The sequence below is a fragment of the Geodermatophilus sp. URMC 60 genome (assembly GCF_053502585.1).
Genome location: NZ_CP199958.1, coordinates 1,565,060 through 1,586,662 on the forward strand (window position 1 = coordinate 1,565,060; position 21,603 = coordinate 1,586,662).

19 protein-coding genes are annotated in these 21,603 nt (G+C 76.0%); 11 read left to right on the forward strand and 8 right to left on the reverse strand.

The genetic code is table 11. The annotated features are described in order from the left end of the window. The first annotated feature begins 1 nt into the window (after position 1). From ACWIX3_RS07565 to ACWIX3_RS07575, 3 genes are all read left to right on the forward strand, one after another. Positions 2-1,306: an MFS transporter gene (locus ACWIX3_RS07565; RefSeq protein WP_448611459.1), complete on the forward strand. Its 1,305-nt coding sequence runs from the start codon at positions 2-4 to the stop codon at positions 1,304-1,306. Between the two features lie 120 nt (positions 1,307-1,426). After that, entirely contained in the window at positions 1,427-1,558 is a 132-nt protein-coding gene (locus ACWIX3_RS07570; RefSeq protein WP_448611460.1) for a hypothetical protein, read from the forward strand. A gap of 107 nt (positions 1,559-1,665) precedes the next feature. Further along, a complete protein-coding gene (locus ACWIX3_RS07575; protein WP_448611461.1) occupies positions 1,666-4,620 on the forward strand; it encodes a helix-turn-helix transcriptional regulator in 2,955 nt (984 codons plus the stop codon). A 174-nt stretch (positions 4,621-4,794) separates the two neighbouring features. Here ACWIX3_RS07575 and ACWIX3_RS07580 read toward each other — a convergent pair whose 3' ends face one another. Continuing rightward, positions 4,795-6,603 (reverse strand): DEAD/DEAH box helicase, encoded by a 1,809-nt coding sequence (locus ACWIX3_RS07580; RefSeq protein WP_448611462.1) that lies wholly within the window; start codon positions 6,601-6,603, stop codon positions 4,795-4,797. 367 nt (positions 6,604-6,970) lie between these two features. Here ACWIX3_RS07580 and ACWIX3_RS07585 point away from each other — a divergent pair, with 367 nt between their 5' ends. Beyond that, positions 6,971-8,170, forward strand: coding sequence for an aminotransferase-like domain-containing protein (locus ACWIX3_RS07585; protein WP_448611463.1), 1,200 nt, complete (start codon positions 6,971-6,973; stop codon positions 8,168-8,170). A 46-nt stretch (positions 8,171-8,216) separates the two neighbouring features. On the opposite strand, the gene ACWIX3_RS07590 is transcribed toward ACWIX3_RS07585, so the two are convergent. Continuing rightward, positions 8,217-9,065 carry a CPBP family intramembrane glutamic endopeptidase gene (locus ACWIX3_RS07590; protein ID WP_448611464.1) on the reverse strand — a complete coding sequence of 283 codons (849 nt, stop codon included), beginning with the start codon at positions 9,063-9,065 and terminating at the stop codon, positions 8,217-8,219. A 1-nt stretch (position 9,066) separates the two neighbouring features. Further along, positions 9,067-9,381, reverse strand: coding sequence for a hypothetical protein (locus tag ACWIX3_RS07595; RefSeq protein ID WP_448611465.1), 315 nt, complete (start codon positions 9,379-9,381; stop codon positions 9,067-9,069). 103 nt (positions 9,382-9,484) lie between these two features. On the opposite strand from ACWIX3_RS07595, the gene ACWIX3_RS07600 reads away from it, so the two are divergent. The 3 genes from ACWIX3_RS07600 to ACWIX3_RS07610 all read left to right on the forward strand — a co-directional run bounded on the left by ACWIX3_RS07600 (position 9,485) and on the right by ACWIX3_RS07610 (position 12,603). Then, the gene (locus ACWIX3_RS07600; protein ID WP_448611466.1) at positions 9,485-11,746 is read left to right on the forward strand and encodes an ATP-binding protein; all 2,262 of its coding nucleotides are present in this window, start codon (positions 9,485-9,487) and stop codon (positions 11,744-11,746) included. Positions 11,747-11,839: 93 nt separating this feature from the next. Then, positions 11,840-12,268: a hypothetical protein gene (locus ACWIX3_RS07605; RefSeq protein ID WP_448611467.1), complete on the forward strand. Its 429-nt coding sequence runs from the start codon at positions 11,840-11,842 to the stop codon at positions 12,266-12,268. Next, on the forward strand, positions 12,265-12,603 hold the full coding sequence (locus ACWIX3_RS07610) for a winged helix-turn-helix domain-containing protein (RefSeq protein WP_448611468.1): 339 nt from the start codon (positions 12,265-12,267) through the stop codon (positions 12,601-12,603). Before ACWIX3_RS07605 ends, ACWIX3_RS07610 begins: the two co-directional genes overlap by 4 nt. 78 nt (positions 12,604-12,681) lie before the next feature. Here ACWIX3_RS07610 and ACWIX3_RS07615 read toward each other — a convergent pair whose 3' ends face one another. Further along, a complete protein-coding gene (locus tag ACWIX3_RS07615; RefSeq protein ID WP_448611469.1) occupies positions 12,682-14,367 on the reverse strand; it encodes a DNA repair helicase XPB in 1,686 nt (561 codons plus the stop codon). Positions 14,368-14,460: 93 nt separating this feature from the next. Then, positions 14,461-16,713 (reverse strand): helicase-associated domain-containing protein, encoded by a 2,253-nt coding sequence (locus ACWIX3_RS07620; RefSeq protein ID WP_448611470.1) that lies wholly within the window; start codon positions 16,711-16,713, stop codon positions 14,461-14,463. 44 nt (positions 16,714-16,757) lie between these two features. Here ACWIX3_RS07620 and ACWIX3_RS07625 point away from each other — a divergent pair, with 44 nt between their 5' ends. The 3 genes from ACWIX3_RS07625 (at position 16,758) to ACWIX3_RS07635 (ending at position 19,284) form a co-directional block, all read left to right on the forward strand. Beyond that, complete coding sequence (locus ACWIX3_RS07625) at positions 16,758-17,294, forward strand: hypothetical protein (RefSeq protein ID WP_448611471.1); 537 nt, start codon at positions 16,758-16,760, stop codon at positions 17,292-17,294. A 116-nt stretch (positions 17,295-17,410) separates the two neighbouring features. After that, positions 17,411-17,626 carry a hypothetical protein gene (locus ACWIX3_RS07630; RefSeq protein WP_448611472.1) on the forward strand — a complete coding sequence of 72 codons (216 nt, stop codon included), beginning with the start codon at positions 17,411-17,413 and terminating at the stop codon, positions 17,624-17,626. Between the two features lie 2 nt (positions 17,627-17,628). After that, on the forward strand, positions 17,629-19,284 hold the full coding sequence (locus tag ACWIX3_RS07635) for an AMP-binding protein (RefSeq protein WP_448611473.1): 1,656 nt from the start codon (positions 17,629-17,631) through the stop codon (positions 19,282-19,284). Positions 19,285-19,338: 54 nt separating this feature from the next. Here ACWIX3_RS07635 and ACWIX3_RS07640 read toward each other — a convergent pair whose 3' ends face one another. Further along, entirely contained in the window at positions 19,339-20,112 is a 774-nt protein-coding gene (locus ACWIX3_RS07640; RefSeq protein ID WP_448611474.1) for an endonuclease/exonuclease/phosphatase family protein, read from the reverse strand. A 76-nt stretch (positions 20,113-20,188) separates the two neighbouring features. Here ACWIX3_RS07640 and ACWIX3_RS07645 point away from each other — a divergent pair, with 76 nt between their 5' ends. Continuing rightward, positions 20,189-20,758 (forward strand): hypothetical protein, encoded by a 570-nt coding sequence (locus tag ACWIX3_RS07645; protein ID WP_448611475.1) that lies wholly within the window; start codon positions 20,189-20,191, stop codon positions 20,756-20,758. On the opposite strand, the gene ACWIX3_RS07650 is transcribed toward ACWIX3_RS07645, so the two are convergent. Further along, positions 20,745-21,140: a DUF202 domain-containing protein gene (locus tag ACWIX3_RS07650; RefSeq protein WP_448611476.1), complete on the reverse strand. Its 396-nt coding sequence runs from the start codon at positions 21,138-21,140 to the stop codon at positions 20,745-20,747. The two genes, ACWIX3_RS07645 and ACWIX3_RS07650, sit on opposite strands and share 14 nt — an antisense overlap. Continuing rightward, on the reverse strand, positions 21,137-21,496 hold the full coding sequence (locus tag ACWIX3_RS07655; protein ID WP_448611477.1) for a YidH family protein: 360 nt from the start codon (positions 21,494-21,496) through the stop codon (positions 21,137-21,139). The genes ACWIX3_RS07650 and ACWIX3_RS07655 overlap by 4 nt, the downstream gene beginning before the upstream one ends. Between the last annotated feature and the right edge of the window lie 107 nt (positions 21,497-21,603).

Here is a 21,603-nt window from a genome sequence, read left to right on the forward strand (position 1 = left end):
CATGGCAGGCGCAGTGCGGCAGGGTCCCGGCACGACGACCGAGGAGCGGCACCGGCTGCCGGTGCGGACGCTGGTCTCGGCGAGCATCGGGAACGCGGTCGAGTGGTTCGACTGGACGGTCTACGCGACCTTCGTCGTCTTCTTCGCCGGCCAGTTCTTCCCGGCCGAGAACGAGGCGCTGGCCCTGATCGGCGCGACGTCGACCTACGCGCTGGCCTTCTTCTTCCGGCCTCTGGGCGGCATCCTGCTCGGCCGCTTCGCCGACCTGCGCGGCCGCAAGGCCGGGATGCTGCTCACCATCCTGCTGATGGCCGGCGGCTCGATGGTCATCGCGATCCTGCCCACGTACGAGCAGGTGGGCTGGCTGGCGCCGGTCCTCCTGCTGCTGGCCCGGGTCGCCCAGGGGATGTCGCTGGGCGGTGAGGTCTCCAACGCCTCGGCCTACCTCGGCGAGATCGCCCCGCCGGCACACCGCGGGCGGTACTCGGCGTTCTTCTACATCTCCACCGGTTCGGCGCTGCTGGCGGCGTCCCTGCTGGGGGTGCTGCTGACGAGCACGCTCAGCCAGGACCAGCTGGAGTCCTGGGGCTGGCGGATCGCCTTCTTCATCGGCGGCGTCCTGGGCCTGGTCGGCATGTGGCTGCGCCGGTCGCTGGTCGAGACCGAGCAGTTCGAGGAGAACGCGGAGAAGGCCCGCGCGACGAAGCACCCGCTGCTGCAGACGATCAAGCACCACCCCAAGGCCGTGGTGCAGCTGTGCGCGTTCACGCTGCTGTCGACGCTGTCGTACTACACGTTCTTCAGTGCGTTGACGCCGTTCGCGATCAAGTTCCGGGCCGCGGACAGCACGGACGTGTTCATCGCCCTGTCGATCGGCACCGCGCTGTTCGTGGCGCTCTGCTACCCGTTCGGCAAGCTCTCGGACCACATCGGGCGCAAGCCGCAGCTGCTGATCTGGTCGGGGGCGATGGCGGTGCTGATCGTGCCGCTGTCCTTCCTGGTCCGCGACAACCTGTTCTCGCTGATCGTCGTCTTCTGCACCGGCCTCGGGCTCTACGCGCTGATGGCGTCGATCGCCCCGGCGATCATGAGCGAGCTGTTCCCCACCGAGCTTCGGGCCATCGGGATCGGGTCCTGGTACAACCTCACGGTCGCCATCTTCGGCGGCACGGCACCGCTGGTGATCACCTGGCTGTCGAACAACGACCGGCCACTGTGGTTCTTCTGGTACGTGGCGGTCGCCGCGGCGATCGCGTTCGCCGTGATCCTGACCCTGCGGGAGACCAAGGGCACCGAGCTGCGCTGAGGCCCGGCTGAGGGGTCTCAGCACAGCTCGGCCACCGCCAGGTCTGCCCGACCGACCGATGCCGGGGGCCTGCCCTCAGCACGACCGTCGTCGTCATCGATCCGATGACAGGAGACGGCCGTGCACACCTACCCCAACCCCGGACTCGAGGCCGAGCTGGCCTACCGCCGTGAGGTGCTGCAGCAGCTCGGCCGGGGCACCCGCACGCGGCGCTCCCGGTGGACCTCCCGCTGGACCCGGCGGGCGAGCTGAGGAAGGACCCCCCAGCCCCCACCGCTCCCAGCGGCCCTCCTGCAGGGTCCCGCGGCGAGCCTGCGAGTGGTGGGGGGCAGGAGGGTCCTTCTGCCACGATCGGCGCCGTGCCGCAGTGGGACGACGACCGACCGCTGGTGGGCCGGGACGCGGAGCTCGCCCGCCTGCTGGCCACGGTCGGCCGCGCCCTCGAGGGCCGCGCCGGCGCGGTGCTGCTGGCCGGCGACGCCGGCGTCGGCAAGACCCGGCTGCTCGACGAGCTCGCCGCGCGCGCCGCCGAGCGGGGCCTGCGGGTGCTCACCGGGCACTGCGTCGACCTCGGCGACGTCGGGTTGCCCTACCTGCCGTTCGTGGACCTGCTGCGCCCGGTGGCGGCGGCGTCCGGGCAGCCGGGGCTCCCGGAGCTGCTGTCGGGCCGGGGCGTTCCCGCGGTCCCCGAGCTGCCGGCAGGGGAGGCCGCCGACCTCGGCCGCCCGCTGGTCCGGCGTCCCGTCGCGGACGGTGGACGGCTGCAGCTGTTCGAGTCCGTGGCGGCGCTGCTGGGCGAGCTGGCCGCGGCGACGCCGCTGCTGGTCGTCATCGAGGACCTGCACTGGGCCGACCGCTCCAGCCGCGACCTGCTGCGCTACCTGCTCGCCCGGCTGGCCGACGAGCCGATCGCGCTCGTCGCCTCCTACCGCTCCGACGACCTGCACCGCCGCCACCCGCTGCGCCCGCTGCTGGCCGAGCTGGTGCGGCTGCCCGGAGTCGAACGGCTGGAGCTGGCGCCGCTCCCGGACGCCGCCGTCGGCGAGCTGGTGCGCGGTCTGGCCTCGGGCGTGCCCGAGCAGACGGTGGAGGACGTCGTCGCCCGCGCCGAGGGCAACGCCTTCTACGCCGAGGAACTGCTGGCCGCCGGGCTGGCCGGCGAGACGCTGCCGCTGGGGCTGACCGACGTGCTGCTGGCGCGGGTGGAGCAGCTCGGCGAGGCGGCCCAGCAGGTGCTGCGGGTGGCCGCGGTCGCCGGCCGGCGGGTGCGCCACGACCTGGTGGCCGCCGTCAGCGGGCTGCCTCCGGCCGACCTGGAGGCCGCCCTCGGCGAGGCGGTGCACCACCACCTGCTCGTGGTCTCCGACGACGGCCGCTACCGCTTCCGGCACGCCCTGCTGCGCGAGGCGGTCCTGGCCGACCTGCTGCCCGGCGAGCGGGTCCGGCTGCACGCCACGACGGCCGCCTACCTCGCCGCGCACCCCGGCGCCGGTACCGCCGCGGAGCTGGCCCACCACGCCCGCGGCAGCAACGACCTCGCCGGCGCGTTCTCCGCGTCGCTGGAGGCAGCGGCCGAGGCCTGCCGGGCGGGGGCTCCCGCCGAGCAGCTCCAGCACCTGGAGGCGGCGCTCGGCCTGTGGCCGGCGGTGCCCGATGCCGCCGACCGCGCCGGCCGCGACCAGCCGACCCTGCTGCTCGACAGCGCGGCCGCCGCCCACACCGCCGGGGAGCCGCAGCGCGCGGTGGCGCTGATCCGCGCCGCGCTGGACCTGCTCGGCCCGGACGGCGACCCGGTCGAGCGGGCGCGGGCGCACTACCGGCTGGCCCAGGCGCTGGGCCGGGTCGAGGACCAGGCGGCGGCCTACCGGGAGAGCGGCCGCGCTATGGCGCTGGCGCCGGTCGACCCGCCGTCCGCGGTGCGGACCTGGGCCGCGGCCACCCATGCGCGCACGAGCTGGTCGATGGGCCGGCGGGCGGAGGCCGACGCGGCGGCCGACGAGGCGCTGGCCGCGGCCGATGCGCTCGGCCTGGACAGCGCCTGGGCCGACACCGCGGTCTCGCTGGCCCGGATGCGCGGCGGCAGCGACCTGACCGGGCGGCTCGAGGAGGCGCTGGTGCGGGCCCGGCGGTCGGGTGACACCGACGTCGAGCTCCGGGTGCTGTTCAACCTCGCCGTCGTCCCGTACGAGGCGGGGGACGTCGCCGCCGCCCTGCGCTGGGTCGACGAGGCGCTGGAGCGCGCCGCCGAGCTCGGCGTCGAGTGGTCGTTCTACGGCGCCGAGCTGCGGCACCTGGGCGTGTCCGCCCGCTACGTGTCGGGTGACTGGGACGGGAGCCTGGCGCTGGCCGACCGGCTGGCGCGCGTGCCGGAGATGGCCGCGCACGTGCGCGCCGCCGGGTTGCTGGTGCAGGTCGGCCGCGGGGACCCGTCGGCCGCCGAACGGGTGGTCTGGGCCCGCGGGCTGGCCGAGCGGCTGGACGCGCACGTCCTGCTGCTGCTGGCGACGGCCGGGGCGGAGATCGACCTGGCCGCCTGGGCCGGCGACGCCGGGACCGCCGTGGCGCGGGCGGGCGATGCGGTGCGGCAGGTGCGGGCGCAGTGGGACGTCGACCGGCTCACCGTGCTGCGGCTGGTCGCGACCGCGCTGGCCCCGGTCGGGGACGCCGCGTCGGCTGCCCGGCTGCAGGGCGACGAGGCGGTGGCACGGCGCTGGGTCGAGGCGGGGGAGGAGCTGGTCGCCGAGGCACGCGCGGCGGTCGAGGACCACCTGCGCGACGTCGGGCCGTTCGGCGTGGAGGCGGTCGCCTGGCAGGCCCGCGTGGAGGCGGAGGCGGCCCGGCTGACCGACCGGGCGGATCCGGCGCTGTGGCGGGCCGCGGTCGACGCCTTCGGGTACGGGCACGTCTACGAGCAGGCCCGGTCGCGGTGGCGGCTGGCCGAGGCACTGCTGGCCGCCGATGACCGGGCGGGCGCCGCCGACGAGCTGCGGGCGGCCGCCGAGGTCGCCACCCGGCTCGGTGCCGCGCCACTGCGGTCGGCGGTCACGGCCCTGGCCCGGCGGGGTCGGCTGGACCTGCCCGGGGCGGGGCGGGTGCCGGACGCCGCGGCGGTGTTCACCCCGCGGGAGGCCGAGGTGCTGCGGCTGCTCGCCCAGGGCCGCACCAACCGGCAGATCGGCGCGGAGCTCTACATGAGCGAGAAGACCGCGAGCGTGCACGTCAGCCGGATCCTGGCCAAGCTCGGCGCGGGCGGGCGCACCGAGGCGGTGGCCCTCGCCGCCGCCCGCGGGCTGCTCACCTCCGCTCCGGGCTGACCGACGACGCCAGCATCGGCGCCGACGCGACCGTCGTCCGGGACGTGCCGCCGGGCGCGGTCATGCCCGCCCCGGCCGCCGTGGCCCGGTAGGAGCAGGTCCTCTGCCGGCTCTCCTCGTGGCTTGCCGGTGTTGCAGGACCGGCAATCCACCAGTGGAGCCGGCGATGCGTTCTCACAGCATGGTGCGGAGGCGCTCCCGGCGGGCGCGGAGCACGTCGACCGACGCCGAGGCCGACGGCGGCCCCGGGACGGCCTTGCGCAGGTCCGTGTGCACCACTCCGTGCGGCGTGGAGGTCTTGGCCGCGACCCGGGCGACGAGCCGGTTGACCTCGCGGCGCAGCTCGGCGGCGTCGCGCCAGGAGCGGCCGGCGTCGTCCTCGTCGGGGTGGTCCTCGACGATCGGCAGCTCGCCGGTGTCGTCGTCGTGCGCCCGCTGGGCGATGCGCAGCCGCAGCTCCTCGTCCCGCTGGGCCAGCAGGGACGCCGTCTGCTCCGGGGTGAGCAGGCCGGGGATGCCGAGGAAGTCCTCCTCCTCGACGGCCAGCGGCCCCGCCCCGCCGCCGCCCGACCCACCCGAGCCCTCGCCGGTGTGCGCGGTGCCGCTGTGCAGCACGTGGGCGAAGCGGGCGTCGGCCTCCAGCGCCTCGAACTGCTTTCCGGTGACCGGCTCGCGCTCCTTGGGCGGGAGCGGCTCGAGGTCGAGCTCGTCGCCCTGCACCGTCTTGGGCGGGGGCATGACGTGGTTGCGCTGCTCCTCCATCGACGCGGCGAGGCTCAGCAGCGGCCGGACGGCGGGGAGGAAGACGGTCGCCGACTCGTGCGACGCGCGGGCGCGGACGACGCGGCCGACCGCCTGGGCGAAGAACAGCGGCGTCCGGTAGGAGGTCATCCACGCCAGGACGGCGGCCCGCGGGACGTCGACGCCCTCGGAGATCATCCGCACGCAGACGGCGATCCGGGCCGAGCCGGTGGCGAAGCGCTCGATCTTCTTCGACGCCTTGGGGTCGTCGGAGAGGATCAGCTCGGGCGCCTTGCCGGTGACCCGGCGGACGATCTTGGCGTAGGCGCGGGCGTCGTCCTGGTCGCTGGCGAGGATCAGCCCGGCGGCGTCGGGCATGCCGCCCTCCTCGCGCAGGTGGGTGATCCGGTCGTCCATGGCCGCGATGACGTGCGGCACCCACTGGCCCTTGGGGTCGAGCGCCGTGCGCCAGGCCTGCATCTCCACCGAGCGGGTGCCGGCCTCGGACAGCGAGGCGGCCACCACCTCGCCGGCGGAGTTCCGCCAGCGCGACGTCCCGGTGTAGGCGGCGAAGACGACCGGGCGGACGACGTTGTCGGCCAGCGCCTCCTTGTAGCCGTAGGTGTAGTCGGCGCGGCTGACCAGGCCCATGCCGCCCTCGCCGTCGTCGCCCTCGAAGCCGTCCTCCTCGTACCGGACGAAGGGGATGCGCTCGTCGGGCTTGGTGCGGAACGGCGTCCCGGTGAGGCACAGCCGGCGCGCGGCGAAGCCGTAGGCCTCCTCGACCGCCTCCCCCCAGGAGAGGCCGTCACCGGCGTGGTGCACCTCGTCGAGGATGACCAGCGTCTTGACCGCGGTCGAGCGGGCGGCGTGCAGCATCGGCTTGCCCGCGACCTGCGCGTAGGTGGTCACGTAGCCCTGGGTGCCGGCGCGCACGGGGCCGACGGCGTTGGTCAGCCCCGGGTCCAGGACGATGCCCATCCGGTCGGCGGCGTCGGCCCACTGCAGGCGCAGGTGGTCGGTGGGGCACACGACGACCACGCGGGCGACCTCGCGCCGCTGCAGCAGCCGCGCGGCCAGGGTGAGGGCGAAGGTCGTCTTGCCCGCGCCCGGGGTCGCGGTGACGAGGAAGTCCTTCGGGGACCCCTGCTCGTACTTCTCCAACGCGGCCTGCTGCCAGACCCGGAGCGGTCGGCTGGTCCTCTGCGGGGCGACCGCCTCCGCGCGTGCTGCACTCGCCATGTCGAGGGTCATCCTGCCTGCGGACGAGGCAACACGCCCAACCGGTCACCTCCCGCGCGCGCCGCCCGCGAAGACGTATGGCCGCGGTCCACGGCTTGCTGACCTGCGCGGATGCGGAACGGGGCGGCGGGGTGTGGGGATCGTCATGCGTGGGAGGGACCGGGCCGTCGGTCACGAGGGCCCCGGCCGGCCCACCAGGCCCCAGCCGTCCCCGGCCGGCGTCGCTCGGGGCGTCCCGGCGGCAGCGGTCGTACGCTGGGGTCGGCTTCTCGACCAGGAGGCCCTCCCGGCCCGGCGGGCAGCGGCACACCACCCGCAACCCGGCGCCGTCTCCCCACCTCACCGTGCAGTCCCTCCTGGAGCTCCCGTGTCGTCTGCCGTCGTCTCCCGTCCTGCCCCCGCCCTCGCCGAGCGCCTGGCCGGTGTGGCCAGCTCGCCGGTCCGCGAGCTGCTGGCCCTCCTCGACCGGCCGGAGGTCATCTCCTTCGCCGGTGGCCTGCCCGCGCCGGAGCTGTTCGACCTCGACGGCGTCCGCGCCGCCTACGAGCAGGTGCTCTGGGGCCCCTCCGCCCGCCGGGCCCTGCAGTACGCGCCCACCGAGGGCGACCGGGAGCTGCGGGCGCGGGTCGCCGCCCGGATGACCGCCCGCGGCCTGCTCACCACCATCGACGACCTGCTGGTCACCTCCGGCTCGCAGCAGGCGCTGACCCTCGTCGCGACGGCGCTGCTCGACCCGGGGTCGGTGGTGCTGGTGGAGGACCCGACCTACCTGGCGGCGCTGCAGTGCTTCCAGTTGGCCGGCGCCCGGGTGGTCCCCGTGCGCACCGACGAGCACGGCATCGACCCGGAGGCGCTGGCCGACCTCCTCGGGCGGGAGCGGCCGGCGCTGCTCTACCTGGTCCCGACGTTCGCCAACCCGACCGGGCGCACGATGCCGGCGGACCGGCGGGCCGAGGTCGTCGAGCTCACCGCCCGGCACGGGGTCTGGGTGGTCGAGGACGACCCCTACGGCGACCTGCGCTACCGGGGCGCCCCGGTGCTCCCGCTGGCCGCGCAGCCGGGGGCCGACGACCACGTGCTGCACCTCGGCAGCTTCTCCAAGATCGCCGCGCCGGGGCTGCGGCTGGGCTGGCTGCGGGCGCCGTCGCGGCTGCTCCCTGCGCTGACCGTGGCCAAGCAGGCAGCGGACCTGCACACCTCCACGGTGGACCAGGCGGCAGCGGCGGCGTGGTTCGCCGCCACCGACGTGGACGCGCACGTGATGACGCTGTGCTCGGCCTACCGCGCGCGCCGGGACGCCCTCGTCGAGGCCCTGCCGCGGGCGCTGCCGCAGGGGAGCACCTGGACCGACCCCGAGGGCGGGATGTTCGTGTGGGTGCGCCTGCCCGGGACGCGCGACACCGCCGACCTGCTGCACCGTGCGCTGATCCACGACGTCGCCTTCGTGCCGGGCGCCGCGTTCTACGCCGGGACCCCGGACCGCGCCACGCTGCGGCTGTCCTTCACCACGAACACGCCGGGGCGGATCGCCGAGGGCGTGTCCCGGCTCGGGGCCGCCCTCGCGTGAGCGGGGTGGCCCGGGCGCGGACCGCGCCCGGGCCACCCCCCCGGCGTCAGCGCCGGTCCCGCACCGCCAGCAGGACGCCGGCGGTGAACAACACCGCCGCGACGACCGCGTACAGCGAGGGCTGCCCGCCGCCGAGCAGGTCGTCGACCAGGTTCCCCTCGTTGTTCGAGGCGTTGAACGACGCGTGCACGATCCCGGCGGCCAGCAGGCTGCCGGCCGCGCCGCGCACGGTGGCGCCCACCAGGAGGCGCATCACCACACCGAGCACGAACAGCGCGCCGACGGCGAGCGCGACGCGGCCCGGCGTCAGGTCGCCGGTGAACGCCAGCGGCAGGTGCACCGCCGCGAACGGGACGGCGGTGAGCGCGGCGGCCGGGAGGAAGCCGTGCCGCTGCTCCAGGCGGCCCTGGAAGAAGCCGGCCCACACCGTCTCCTCCCACAGGTGCACGAGCAGCACCGCGGTCCCCACCGAGAAGGCGCCGGACGCGAGCGTGGCGAGCAGGTCCCCGGTCTGCACCCCCTGCCCCGAGGCCACCCCGACGGCGAGGGTGAGCACCGGCAGGGCCAGCAGCACCGCGGCCCACCAGCCGGCGCCGAACCGCCACTGGACGGCGCGGCGGAGCAGGGTGCGGACGGCGGGGCGCCCGTCGGCGACCGCGGTGACCCACAGCGCGGCGGGCAGCATCACGAGGAGCGTGGTCCCGAGGGCGAACGGCTCCTGGGGGAGCGGCCCGCCGGGGAGGACCCCGTGCGTGGTCAGCGCCGGCACGGACATGAGCGGCCACCCGACAGCGGCGACCAGGACGAGGAAGGCGGTCAGCGGGCGCCGGGCGACCCGGCTGCGCAGGCCGCCGGCCCGGGCGCGGACGGGGCGGCGGGCGTCGGTGGTGGACATGTCAGGACCTGCTTCCGGTTCGGGGGAGGGGAGGCCCGCCCAGCGCCCGGGCCGGGGCGACGGACGCGGTGGGCAGGGCGGCCAGGTCGCGGGCGAGGACGACGTCGGCCTCCCGTGCCGCCTGCACGAGGCACAGGCACCGGCACTCGTCGGGGAGCAGCCAGGCACCGCACCAGCGGATCGCCGTCCCGGCCGCACCGAGGCGGGTGACCGCCCGGTGGAGGGCGTGGTGCATCCCCACCGCGTCACCCACCGACGGTGGGCAGCTCCGGAACTGCACGAGGAAGAGCCCCGCGTCCCGGTGCCGCTCGTCCATGCGGTCACGCTCCCGCGGGCCCGGCGGCACGCGCAGCGGGCATCCCCCGGAGAGCGGTACGGGTCCTCCCGCCGACCCGTACCCGCCGCTACGGTGCCCGGCCATGGGGCAGCGGGCAGTCCCCGCGGCGGGGTCGCGGCTGCCGGCCGAGCGCAGTTCGTTCGTCGGCCGGCGGACCGAGCTGGCGCGGCTGCGCGGGCTGCTGGCGGAGTCCCGGCTGGTGACGCTGGTCGGGCCGGGCGGGGTGGGCAAGACCCGGCTGGCCCTGCGCGCGGCCGACGAGCTGCGCCGATCCTTCCCCGACGGGGTCGCGCTGGCCGACCTGACCGCCGTTCCCGACCCCGCGCTCGCCGCCGCGCAGGTCGCCGCCGCCTTCGACGTCCGGGACAGCACCGGCCGCTGGCTCCCCGCGTCGCTGGCCGACGTCCTCGGCGAGCGGCGGGTGCTGCTCGTGCTCGACAACTGCGAGCACCTGCGCGACGCCTGCGCCGTGCTGCTCGACGCGCTCACCCCCGCCTGCCCCGGCCTGTCGGTCCTCGCCACGAGCCGGACGCCGCTGGACCTGCCGGGGGAGGTGCTCTGCGTGGTGCCGCCGCTGCCGGTCGGCGCGGGATCGGAGGCGGTGTCGCTGCTCCGGGAGCGGGCCCGGGCGGCGGCACCCGACCTCGCGCCGACCCCGGCGGACGACGGCACCCTGGCCGAGCTGTGCCGGAGGCTGGACGGCATCCCCCTGGCGATCGAGCTGGCCGCCGTACGCCTGCGGACGCTCACCCCCGCCGAGCTGCTGGACCGGCTGGACGACCGCTTCGGGCTGCTGCGCCGGCCGGGGCCCGCGGGGCCGGACCGCCACCGCACCCTGCGGGCGACGATGGAGTGGAGCGCCGACCTGCTCGGCGAGCGCGAGCGGCTGCTGTGGGCGCGCGCCGCCGTCTTCACCGGGGGCTTCGACCTGGCGGCCGCCGCGGCGGTGTGCGCGGACGACGGGCTGCTGGAGGAGGACCTGCTCGACGCGATCGGCGGCCTGGTCGACGCCTCGCTGCTGACCGTCGTCCGGAACGGCACCGGGAGCCGGTTCGGGATGCTGGAGACCGTCCGGGCGTTCGGCCGTGAGCTGCTCGTCGCCTCCGGGGAGGCCGCGGCGGTCCGCCGGCGCCATCGGGACTGGTGCGCCCGGCTGGTGGCCGACGCGGCGGCGGAGTTCCTCGGCCCCGGGCAGGTCGCCGCCTTCGACCGGTTGGCCGCCGTCCACGCCGAGCTCGCCGGAGCCGTGGAGCACTGCCTGCGCACGCCCGGGGAGGAGGCGGCCGGCCTCGCGACCGTCGCCGACGCCTGGCTGTACTGGGCGGCCCGCGGCCACCTCGGCGAGGGACGGCGCTGGCTGGACCTGCTGCTGCGCGCGGTGCCGGCACCGGGCCCCGAGCGGGCGCGGGGGCTGGTCGTCGCCGGCTACCTCGCCCTCGTCGCCACCGACCCGGAGACCGCCGTCCCGCTGCTGGAGGAGGGACTGCGGACCGCGCGGGAGCTCGACCGGCCGGCGGTGGCCGCGCTGGCCACCCAGTACCTCGGCCAGGCGGCGCTGTTCCGCGGCGACCTACCGGCGGCCGACCGGCTGCTGCGCGCGGCGGCCGCGGGACACGAGGCGGCCGGAGCGCCGGCCGGGGCGTTCTGCTGGGCCGACGTCGGAGTGGTGGCCCTGCTCGCCGGCGACCTCGCATCCGCCGACGCGGCCTTCGGCACGAGCCTCGCCGCCGCCGCGGACCCCTGGACCCGGTCGCACGCCCTGTGGGGCCAGGGGCTGGTGCGGCTCGCGGGCGGCGACCCCGCGGCGGCCACCCGGCTGGAGGAGCAGGCGCTGCGGCTCATGCGCGCGGTCGACGACCGCAGCGGCGTGGCGCTCTGCGTGGCCGCCCTCGGCTGGACGGCGGCCGCGCGCGGGGACGCCGGGACGGCCGCCCGGCTGGCCGGCGCCGCCGACGCGGTGTGGCGGTCGGTCCCCGCCCGGCTGCCGGAGCCGCTGACCGCTCCCGACGACCACTGGACGGGAGTGGCCCGCCGCGCCCTCGGCGAGCAGCGGTGGGCTGCCCGGTACGCCGAGGGCAGCGCCCTGGAGCGGGCCGCGGCGGTCGCCCTGGCGCTGGGCGAGGAGGCGGCAGCCAGGACGCCGGTGCCTCCGCCGTCCGGCCCGCTGACCCGCCGCCAGCAGGAGGTGGCCGACCTGGTGGCCGAGGGGTTGACCGACCGGGAGATCGCCGCCCGGCTGGTCATCTCACCGCGGACGGCGGAGTCCCACGTCGAGCAGATCCTCACCCGGCTGGGCTTCCGCTCCCGGGCGCAGATCGCCGCGTGGACGGCGACACAGGGCTGAGCGGGCCCCGCAGCCTCAGGGCCACCTGGCTGCAAGTACTTGCAGATCTGGAAAGTAGATGCCATGGTAGCGCCCCCATCACCAGGAGGCCCCATGTCCGAGCCGGAGCCCGGCGCGCTGCTCGCCGCCGACTACCTCGCCACCGACGCACGGATGCAGGCCGCGGTCCGCGCGGCGTCGTTCCGCTACGTCGGCTGGCTGGTCGCCTTCGCCGCGCTCAACGTCGTGTACCTCACGGCGCTGGGTCTGCTGACGGAGGACGGCCCGGTGCTCTGGCTGACCGCCGCCTATCTGCTGTGCACCGCCGGGGTCACCGTGAGCTTCCTGTCCGGCCTCCAGCTCACCCCGTCCGGCTTCTCCCGCCGCTGGGTGTGCGCGCTGCTGTCGTGGGGGGCGGTGTTCGCCGCGGTCCTCGTCCTCGGGCTGCTGTTCTTCCGGGGTCAGCCGCTGTTCTGGTTCCCGGCGTCGCTGGTCAGCGCCGTCCCGCTCGTCCTCGGCGCCCGCGCGGAGGCGCGGGCGTGACCAGCGCTCCCTCCGAGGTCCCGGCCGGTGCTGCGCACCCGCGGCACCGGCTGGACGACGTCATCCACGCGCCGGTGCGGTTCTCCGTGGTGGCGGCGCTGGCCGGTACGACGGAGGCCGAGTTCGGCTGGGTCCGCGACACCGTCGGGGTGACCGACTCGGCCCTGAGCAAACAGGTCGGCACGCTGGAGCAGGCCGGCTACGTGCAGGTGCGCAAGGGGTACGTCGGCAAGCGCCCGCGGACCTGGCTGCGGCTCAGCCCGGAGGGCCGGGAGGTGTACACCCGGCACCTGCAGGCCCTCCGCGAGATCGCGGAGGGCGGGGCGCCGTCCTGACAGCGGTCGGCCCCCTGCGAGGCCCCGTCCCGGGCCCCGCCCTGAGCCCGCGAAGGGCGGGCAGGACGGGGTCCTCTCTCAGTCCGCCGGCTCGTCCACCCAGCCGGGGCCGTTGACCTCGCCCGGCCCGGCCAGGTCGGCGGCGTCGACGATCGTGTACGCGTAGCCCTGCTCGGCGAGGAAGCGCTGCCGGTGGGCGGCGTACTCGGCGTCGAGGGTGTCGCGGCTGACCACCGTGTAGAAGTGCGCCTGCCGGCCGTCGGCCTTGGGACGCAGCACCCGACCGAGCCGCTGGGCCTCCTCCTGCCGCGACCCGAAGGTGCCCGACACCTGGACGGCGACCGCGGCCTCGGGCAGGTCGATGGAGAAGTTGGCGACCTTGGACACCACCAGGGTCCTGATCTCCCCGGCGCGGAAGGCGTCGAAGAGCTTCTCCCGCTCCCGGTTGGTCGTCGACCCCTGGATGACCGGGGCGTCCAGCGCCCGGCCGAGCTCGTCGAGCTGGTCGAGGTAGGCGCCGATGACCAGCTTCTGCTCGTCGGGGTGCCGGTCGAGCACCCGGCGGATCACCGGCAGCTTCGAGGTCGCGGTCGCCGCGATCCGGTAGCGCTCCTCGGGCTCGGCGACCGCGTAGGTCATCCGCTCCTCGTCGTCGAGCGACACCCGCACCTCGATGCACTCGGCCGGCGCGATGTAGCCCTGCGACTCGATGTCCTTCCACGGGGCGTCGTAGCGCTTGGGGCCGATCAGCGAGAAGACGTCGTCCTCCCGGCCGTCCTCGCGCACCAGCGTGGCGGTCAGGCCCAGCCGGCGGCGGGACTGCAGGTCGGCGGTGAGCCGGAAGATCGGCGCGGGCAGCAGGTGCACCTCGTCGTAGACGATCAGTCCCCAGTCCTGCGCGTCGAAGAGGTCCAGGTGCCGGTACTCGCCCTTCCGGCGGGTGGTGATCACCTGGTAGGTCGCGATGGTGACCGGGCGGATCTCCTTGCGCTCGCCGGAGTACTCGCCGATCTCGTCCTCGGTCAGCGAGGTGCGGGCCAGCAGCTCGCGCTTCCACTGCCGCCCGGAGACGGTGTTGGTCACCAGGATCAGCGTGGTCGCCTTGGCCTCGGCCATCGCCGCGGCGCCGACCAGCGTCTTGCCCGCGCCACACGGGAGGACGACGACGCCCGAGCCACCCGCCCAGAAGCCCTCGACCGCCTCCTGCTGGTAGTCGCGCAGGTGCCAGCCGTCCTGCGCCAGCTCGATGGGGTGCGCCTGGCCGTCGACGTAGCCGGCGAGGTCCTCGGCCGGCCAGCCGACCTTGAGCAGCGCCTGCTTGAGCCGGCCGCGCTCCGAGGGGTGGACCACGACGGTGTCGTCGTCGATCCGCGTGCCCAGCATCGGCGCGACCCGCTTGGAGCGGACGACCTCCTCGAGCACCGCTCGGTCGGAGCTGGCCAGCACCAGCCCGTGCACCGGGTTGTTGACCAGGGTCAGCCGGCCGTAGCGGTCCATCGTGTCGGCGATGTCGACCAGCAGCGCGTGCGGCACCGGGTAGCGCGAGTAGCGGACCAGCGCGTCGACGACCTGCTCGGCGTCGTGCCCGGCGGCGCGCGCGTTCCACAGCGCCAGCGGCGTCACACGGTAGGTGTGGACGTGCTCGGGCGAACGCTCCAGCTCGGCGAACGGCGCGATCGCCGCGCGGCAGTCGCGGGCGGCGGGGTGGTCGACCTCGAGCAGCAGCGTCTTGTCCGACTGGACGATCAGGGGGCCGTCAGACACGCGGGACCTCTCGGTGAGGGGGGAGGGGATGGTGGCCGCGCGGGCCTCCGACACGGTAACGACGGGGGACGACAGGTCCTTCCCGCCGACCGCTCAGCCGACGCGGTCCTCGTCCTCCACCAGCGCGACCGAGGTGATCCGGTGGACGGCGAAGGTGCGGCTCTCCCTGCGGCGCTCGTCGTACCCCTGCAGGAAGCCGCCGGCCAGGGACACCGGCTGGATGACGCGCTGGCTGCCGCTGCCCTGGGCGTCGACGTAGCCCAGCCACACCGGCACGCCCTCGCGGACCGCCCGCGACAGCAGCTCCAGCGTGCCGGCCGTGGTGACCCCGGGGACCTGCCGCACCGCCTCGCCGCGGCGGGCGGCCAGGGCGGCGTCCCCGGCCCGGATCTCCCGCACCGTGGCGGCCACCTCGTCGCCGGTGAGCGGCCGCGGCGCCTGCGGAGCCGACCCGCCGGGACGGCGGCCCGCGGCGCGCGGCCGGGCCGGCGGGCGGGTCAGCACGGCACCGCCGGGCGACTCGCCGGCCGGGGCGTAGCCCGCCTCGCGCAGCACCCCGAGCACCTCGTCGGCGCCCAGCCCGCTGACCAGCACACCGGGAGCGAGCCGGCGCAGCTCCGCGGCGGCCGTGCGCCGGTCGTTGAGCACCTGGGAGAGCAGCCCGTGGTCGTCGGAGCGCACGTAGCTCTCGATGGCGCCCACCCGCAGCCGGCCGTGCTGGCGGGCGACGTCGTCCACCAGGTAGTCGAGGGCCTGGGGTACCGGGGTCCGCGAGGCGCGGGCGAAGAACTCGTGCAGGTCGGTGGCCGACCAGCCGGAGTCGAGGGCGCGGCGCACGCTGGCCTCCGACACCCGGAAGACCGTCGCCCCGCCGGAGGACTCGACGTCGGCGACGACGGCGAGGGTGTCGGCGAGCTCGGCGATCAGCGGGCCGGGGGCGATCAGTGACAGGTCGGGCTGGGCCAGCACGTGGTCGACCGGGTCGGGCAGCAGCCCGCGCATCCCGTCGGCCGCGCCGTCCTCACCGGTGGCCAGCAGCCCGCGTCCGCCGCTGGACAGCACCCCGCCGACGACGACGCCCAGCCGCGCCGCCTCGGCCAGCAGGTCGGGCACCGGGGCCAGCCGGTCGGCCCGCCGCGGGGTGCGCCAGCGCAGCAGCGCGACCAGCTCGTCGGCGGCCACGCCCCGGCCCGGCGGGCACTCCGCCAGCGCGACGAGCGCCGAGCGCCGGATCGCCGGCGCGGTGTGCCGCACCAGGTCGGGGGACAGCGCGTTGGCCGCCTTGCCGGAGACGTCGCGCTGTCCGGCGAGGGAGGGCAGCCGGACGGCGGCCAGCCAGCCCGCGGCCAGCGTCGCCCACCGGTCGGGCAGCTCCTGCTCCCGCCACAGGTCGAAGGCCCGCGTCGGCAGCCACTCGTCGCGGTGCGGCCCCCCGACGTCGAGCAGGCCGGCCGCGTGTGCCAGTTCCAGCAGCCAGCCGGCCTCGGGCTCGGGGACGTGCAGCGCCCGGGCCAGCCGCTTCTGGTCGCGGACGCCGACGCCTCCGCTGCGCAGCAGCCCGGCCGGTTCCTCCTCGAGCAGCGTCAGCAGCTCGCCGACCCGCCCGATCGCCTCCATCGCGGCACCGGCGGCCTGCCGGTCGACCACGGCCGGGTCCCGCTGGACGACGGCCGGGTCCGGGCGCAGCCGGGGCGGGCCGTAGGGCCGGCTGCCGCGCAGCTGCAGCCCGATCTCGCGGGGGAGCTCCACGTTGAGCGCGTCGATGCGGGCCAGCAGCCCGCGCTGCAGCAGCCGACGGGCGGGGGAGGCGGCACCGCCGTCGGTGTCGGGCAGGTGGCCCACCGGCCGGTCGCCGGCCAGCCGCTCCAGCACGTCGCGTTCCTCGGCCGGCAGCTCGGCCAGCGCCTGGGGCAGGTCGGCCGGCAGCGTCAGCCGCAGGTCGGGCGCCCGCCGTCCCAGGCCGGCCGGGTAGCGGACGGCGCGGCGCACCGGTTCGGGGGCGTGCAGCACGTCGTCCCCCCACAGCAGCGCCCGCGTGGTGAGCCGGTCGACGGCGGCCTCGAGCACGTCGTCGGGGACCGCGGGCAGCGCGGCGGGCAGGTCGGCGGCGGCGACCCCGTCGGTGTCGGCGAGCAGCACCACGTCGAGCACCTGCAGGGTGGCGGCGTCCAGCTCGTCGAGGGCGCGGTCGACCGACACGGGCACGGCCAGCCGGCTGGCGAGGGCGACGACGTCGGACGGCGCGGGACGGGCCACGTCGGGCCGGGCGGCCAGCAGCGCGCCGAGCTGCTCGTCACTGCGGGTCCGCAGCCAGGCGGCGAGCGTCGAGGGGGCTGGCGAGGACATCCGGTCCACGTTACGTCGCCGTCCCGGCCGACGCCCCTGCCAGCATGGGAGGCGTGATCCCGGCCGCCGACGACCCGCAGACCCGCGCCGCGCTGACCGGCTACCAGGCCGGGGCGCTGCGCTGGCTGGCGGGCGGGGTGATCGCCGTCGTCCTCGGGGTGCTGCTGGCCGCCGCCGCGGTCACCATCGCCCGGGACTCCGGGCAGCGGCTGCCCCTGGCCGGCCTCGTCGTCCTCGCGCTGGTGATGGTCGGCACGGTCGCCGCGGTCGCCGGGGCGGGCGCGCTGGCCCGCCACGCCCGCTGGCGGCGGGCGTTGGAGACCGTGCCGTGGCAGACCGGCGTGCTGCGGATCGCGGGCCCCGCGGTGCTGTCCTTCGAGCCGGAGGGCTACGACGAGCTCGACCCCACGGCCGACCCGGTGCGCCTGCGGCTGACGAGCACCGCGGTCTGGCGCACCCGCGCCGTCCAGCAGTTGCACGACGCGGTGGTGCGCGCCGCGCCCGTCGGGCCGCGGGAGTGGGTGCTCACCGCCGACGGCCTGCCGACGGTCTACGGGGCCCGGGCGGTGCGGCGCCACTGACCCGGCGCAGGGGGCGTACCGCGTGCATCCGGGGTATCCCATCCGCCAAGATGCACGACGGACGCGGGCACCGGGCGGTGCCCGCGGGAACCCAGCACAACGGAGGGCACGGCGACATGGCGAAGCGGAACCCCAAGCACGAGCACCTGGTCGAGCCCACCTGGGGGCAGAACGACGAGGGCGGTGCGCCCGTGACGGAGTTCCTCGCGGAGTCGGCCGGCCCGCTGTCGCCCTTCGGCGAGGACCACGACTTCCCGCTGCCGCCCAGCCGCCTCCGGTACGCCCACCCGACCGACAAGCCCAACCGGGCCGGCGTCCAGGCGGGCGAGTAGCCATGACGACGCCCGCACTGCCGTCCTACAGCAGTGGCACCTCGACCGTGCCCCTCCTCGGGGACACGATCGGGGCCGACCTCGATCGGACGGCGGCGCGGGTGGGCGACCACGAGGCGCTCGTCGAGTGCGCCACCGGTCGCCGCTTCAGCTATCCGGAGTTCGTCGCCGAGGTCGACGCCGTGGCCCTGGGGCTCGACGCCCTGGGGGTCGCGAAGGGTGACCGGGTCGGCATCTGGGCGCCGAACTGCGCCGAGTGGGCCTTCGTGCAGTACGCGACGGCGAAGCTCGGCGCGATCATGGTGAACATCAACCCGGCCTACCGCACGCACGAGCTGGCCTACGTGCTCGAGCAGGCCGGCATCTCGGTGCTGGTGAGCGCACCGGACTTCAGGACCAGCGACTACCGCGCGATGGTCGAGGAGGTCCGCGACCGCTGCCCCGACCTGCGCGAGGTGGTCTTCCTCGGCTCCCCCGAGTGGGAGCAGCTGGTGGCCACCGGCCGGGCCGGCGACCGCGCGCTGCTGGCCGAGCGCGAGACCCAGCTGTCGGCCGACGACCCGATCAACATCCAGTACACCTCGGGCACGACCGGCTTCCCCAAGGGTGCCACGCTCACCCACCACAACCTGCTCAACAACGGGTTCTTCGTCGGCGAGGGCTGCGGCTACACCGAGGCCGACCGGATCTGCATCCCGGTGCCCTACTACCACTGCTTCGGCATGGGCATGGGCAACCTCGCGGCCACCTCGCACGGCGCGACCATGGTGATCCCCGCGCCCGGCTTCGACCCGGCCGCGACGCTGCAGGCGGTGCAGGACGAGCGGTGCACCTCGCTGTACGGCGTCCCGACGATGTTCATCGCCGAGCTCGCGCTGCCGGACTTCGCCACCTACGACCTCTCCAGCCTGCGCACCGGCATCATGGCCGGCTCGCCGTGCCCGGTGGAGGTCATGAAGCGGGTCGTCGCCGAGATGGGGATGACCGAGGTGACCATCTGCTACGGGATGACCGAGACCTCACCGGTCTCCACCCAGACCGGGGCCGACGACGACCTGGACCGGCGCACCTCGACGGTCGGGCGGGTGCACCCCCACCTGGAGGTCAAGGTCATCGACCCCGAGACCGGGCTGACCGTGCCGCGCGGGACGCCGGGGGAGTTCTGCACCCGCGGCTACTCGGTGATGCTCGGGTACTGGGACGAGCCGGAGAAGACCGCCGAGGTCATCGACGCCGCCCGCTGGATGCACACCGGCGACCTCGCGGTCATGGACGCCGAGGGCTACCTCAACATCGTCGGCCGGATCAAGGACATGGTCATCCGCGGCGGGGAGAACGTGTACCCGCGCGAGGTCGAGGAGTTCCTCTACACCCACCCCGACATCGTCGACGCCCAGGTCATCGGGGTGCCCGACGAGCGCTTCGGCGAGGAGCTCATGGCCTGGGTGCGGCTGCGGGAGGGCGCCGAGCCGCTCACGCCCGAGGCGCTGCGCGAGTTCTGCGCCGGCAAGCTGGCCCACTACAAGATCCCGCGCTACGTCAAGATCGTCGACGGCTTCCCCATGACGGTCACCGGCAAGGTGCGCAAGGTCGAGATGCGCGAGACGTCGGTCCGGGAACTCGGCCTCGAGGACGCCGCCGCCGTCCGCAACGCCTGAGAGAGGACCCGGGCCCCGCGACGGGGCCGGCGGTGCCCTGGAGGGAGCCCTCGCTCAGGGAGTCGTGCAGGGCACCACGAGGGCCCGGTGGTCCGACAGCGACAGCCGGAGCGCCTCGGCCGGGCCGGTCGCGGCGATGGGCCCGCGGGCCAGCACGTGGTCCAGCTGCCGGATCGGCTCGTCGACCGGGAAGGTCGGCGTCGTGGCCGGTGCGAGCGGGTGCAGCCCGCTGACCCGCACCGCCTGGCCCGCCTGCATGTTGAGGTCCCCCATGAGGACCAGCGGCTCGCGGGTGCCGGTCAGCGAGCGCACCAGCTTCGACAGCTGCAGCGCGCTCCACCCCGGCACGAACGACAGGTGGGTGTTGCAGACGGTGAAGTGCCCTGAGGGCCCCTCGAGGACGGCGGCGACGGCCACCCGCGGCTCGTCGCCGACGAGCTTCGGGCGCGGGGCACCGCGGAACCAGACCGGCACCCGGCTGCGCAGCGCCGGCAACCGGACCACCCGCCAGGACACCACCGGGTAGCGGGACAGCAGCGCGATGCCGTAGCTCGCCGACCCGGGCTGCTCCTCGCCGGTGGCAGCCATCCAGGTGCCGCCCGGGGTGCCGGAGAGGGCCGCGACGAACTGCGAGTCGACCGCGCCCATCGCCTCGGCGGCGACGGCGGTCAGGTCGGCGTTCATCGACCGCGGCTGGTCCCGGTCGACCTCCTGCAGCCCCAGCACGTCGGCGTCCAGGGCCTTCACCGCGGCGGCGAGGCGCTCGACGTCGACGCGGTCGTCGACCGGCGAGCGCCCGTGGAGGATGTTGAAGGTCGCGATCCGCACGAGGGCTCCTGTGCCCCGGGCGACGCCGTCCACACCGCCGTGTTCCGGCGGGCGCACCCCGGGTAGCAGGCGGTGTGTGCAGCCCTCGGACCGCGAAGAGATCCGTGACCTCCTCAAGCGCGTCGCCGTCGCGCTCAAACAGGGCGACGTCCCCTTCGCGCTGTGCGGCGGCTACGCCGCCTGGGTGCGCGGGGCGCCCGAGCCCGACCACGACGCGGACTTCCTGGTGCCGGCGGCGGAGGCCGAGCGGGCCGCCAAGGTGCTGGCCGAGGCCGGGCTGGAGGTCGTCGACCCGGCCGAGGACTGGCTGACCAAGGTCGTCCAGGGCAACTCGTTCATCGACGTCCTGTGGCGCACCTGCGGCATCCCGGTGGAGCAGGACCTCATCGACCGGGCCGAGGACATGCCGGTGCTCTCGGTGCACATGCCGGTGCTGCAGGCCACCGACATCGTCGTCACCAAGCTCATGGCCCTCGACGAGCACTACTGCGACTACGGGCGGCTGCTGCCGGTGGCCCGGGCGCTGCGCGAGCAGGTCGACTGGGGCCGCGTGCGCACGCAGGTGCAGGACAACGACTTCGCCGCGGTCTTCCTCGTGCTGCTCGACCGGCTCGGCATCGTCGAGCAGCCGGTCAGCGGGGGCTGAGCACCGCGACCAGCGCGGCGCCGGCCACGGTGACGACGACGGCGGTGACCACCAGCGCCAGCCGCGGGACCGCCACCCCGGTCCCGCGGCCGAGCGCCCGCACCACGGCCCGGGCCCGCAGCGGCGCCAGCCCGCCCAGCACGGCGAGGCCCATCAGTGCCACGCCGCCGGCCACGGCCAGCCGCACCGGGGCGCCGCCGGTCACCGCCGCGCGGGCGAGCAGGCCGGCGACGGCGACCACTCCGAGGCCGGTGCGCTGCCAGGACAGGACGGTGCGCTCCGGCTGGGTCTCGCGGGCGGTCGGTGCCGTCGGTTCGCTCCCGCGGAGCGCTCCGCTCCTCGCTCGTTCCTCGCTGACGGGCTTCCGCCCCTGTCCGCTCACCGGCGCAGCACCTCGACCCCGACGAGGACGGCCACGACGACGAGGACGGCGGCCACCGCGGCCACCAGCGCCGGCAGCACGCGGCCGGGCGGCAGGGGCCGGTCGGCCGCGATCGCCTGCTCGTTGCGCCGCCAGCGCACGTACCCGCCGACCGCTGCGCCCAGCCCGGTCAGCACCAGGGCGACCGCGACCGCGGTGCTGCCCCACCGGGTGCCGAGGTCGGGCGCGAACTCGGCGACCGCGACGCCCCCGGCGACGAGCGCCAGACCGGTGCGCAGCCAGGCCAGCAGCGTCCGCTCGTTGGCCAGCGTGAACCGGTAGTCGGGGTGGCCGGGCGGCTGGTCCGGGGATGCCACCGCGTCAGGCTAGGCGCGCACCGGAACGGCAGGCGGAATGGGAGTGGGACGACGCGGCACGACGACTAGCCTGGGCGCAGCGGCCGCCCGTGCCGCGACCGTCCTCC

Bases quoted from the DNA above. Each gene is read 5' to 3' on its own strand.
- ACWIX3_RS07565 (WP_448611459.1), top strand. From the start codon at position 2: ATGGCAGGCGCAGTGCGGCAGGGTCCCGGCACGACGACCGAGGAGCGG.
- ACWIX3_RS07580 (WP_448611462.1), bottom strand. From the start codon at position 6,603: ATGGCGAGTGCAGCACGCGCGGAGGCGGTCGCCCCGCAGAGGACCAGC.
- ACWIX3_RS07590 (WP_448611464.1), bottom strand. From the start codon at position 9,065: ATGTCCACCACCGACGCCCGCCGCCCCGTCCGCGCCCGGGCCGGCGGC.
- ACWIX3_RS07595 (WP_448611465.1), bottom strand. From the start codon at position 9,381: ATGGACGAGCGGCACCGGGACGCGGGGCTCTTCCTCGTGCAGTTCCGG.
- ACWIX3_RS07600 (WP_448611466.1), top strand. From the start codon at position 9,485: ATGGGGCAGCGGGCAGTCCCCGCGGCGGGGTCGCGGCTGCCGGCCGAG.
- ACWIX3_RS07605 (WP_448611467.1), top strand. From the start codon at position 11,840: ATGTCCGAGCCGGAGCCCGGCGCGCTGCTCGCCGCCGACTACCTCGCC.
- ACWIX3_RS07620 (WP_448611470.1), bottom strand. From the start codon at position 16,713: ATGTCCTCGCCAGCCCCCTCGACGCTCGCCGCCTGGCTGCGGACCCGC.
- ACWIX3_RS07625 (WP_448611471.1), top strand. From the start codon at position 16,758: ATGGGAGGCGTGATCCCGGCCGCCGACGACCCGCAGACCCGCGCCGCG.
- ACWIX3_RS07630 (WP_448611472.1), top strand. From the start codon at position 17,411: ATGGCGAAGCGGAACCCCAAGCACGAGCACCTGGTCGAGCCCACCTGG.
- ACWIX3_RS07635 (WP_448611473.1), top strand. From the start codon at position 17,629: ATGACGACGCCCGCACTGCCGTCCTACAGCAGTGGCACCTCGACCGTG.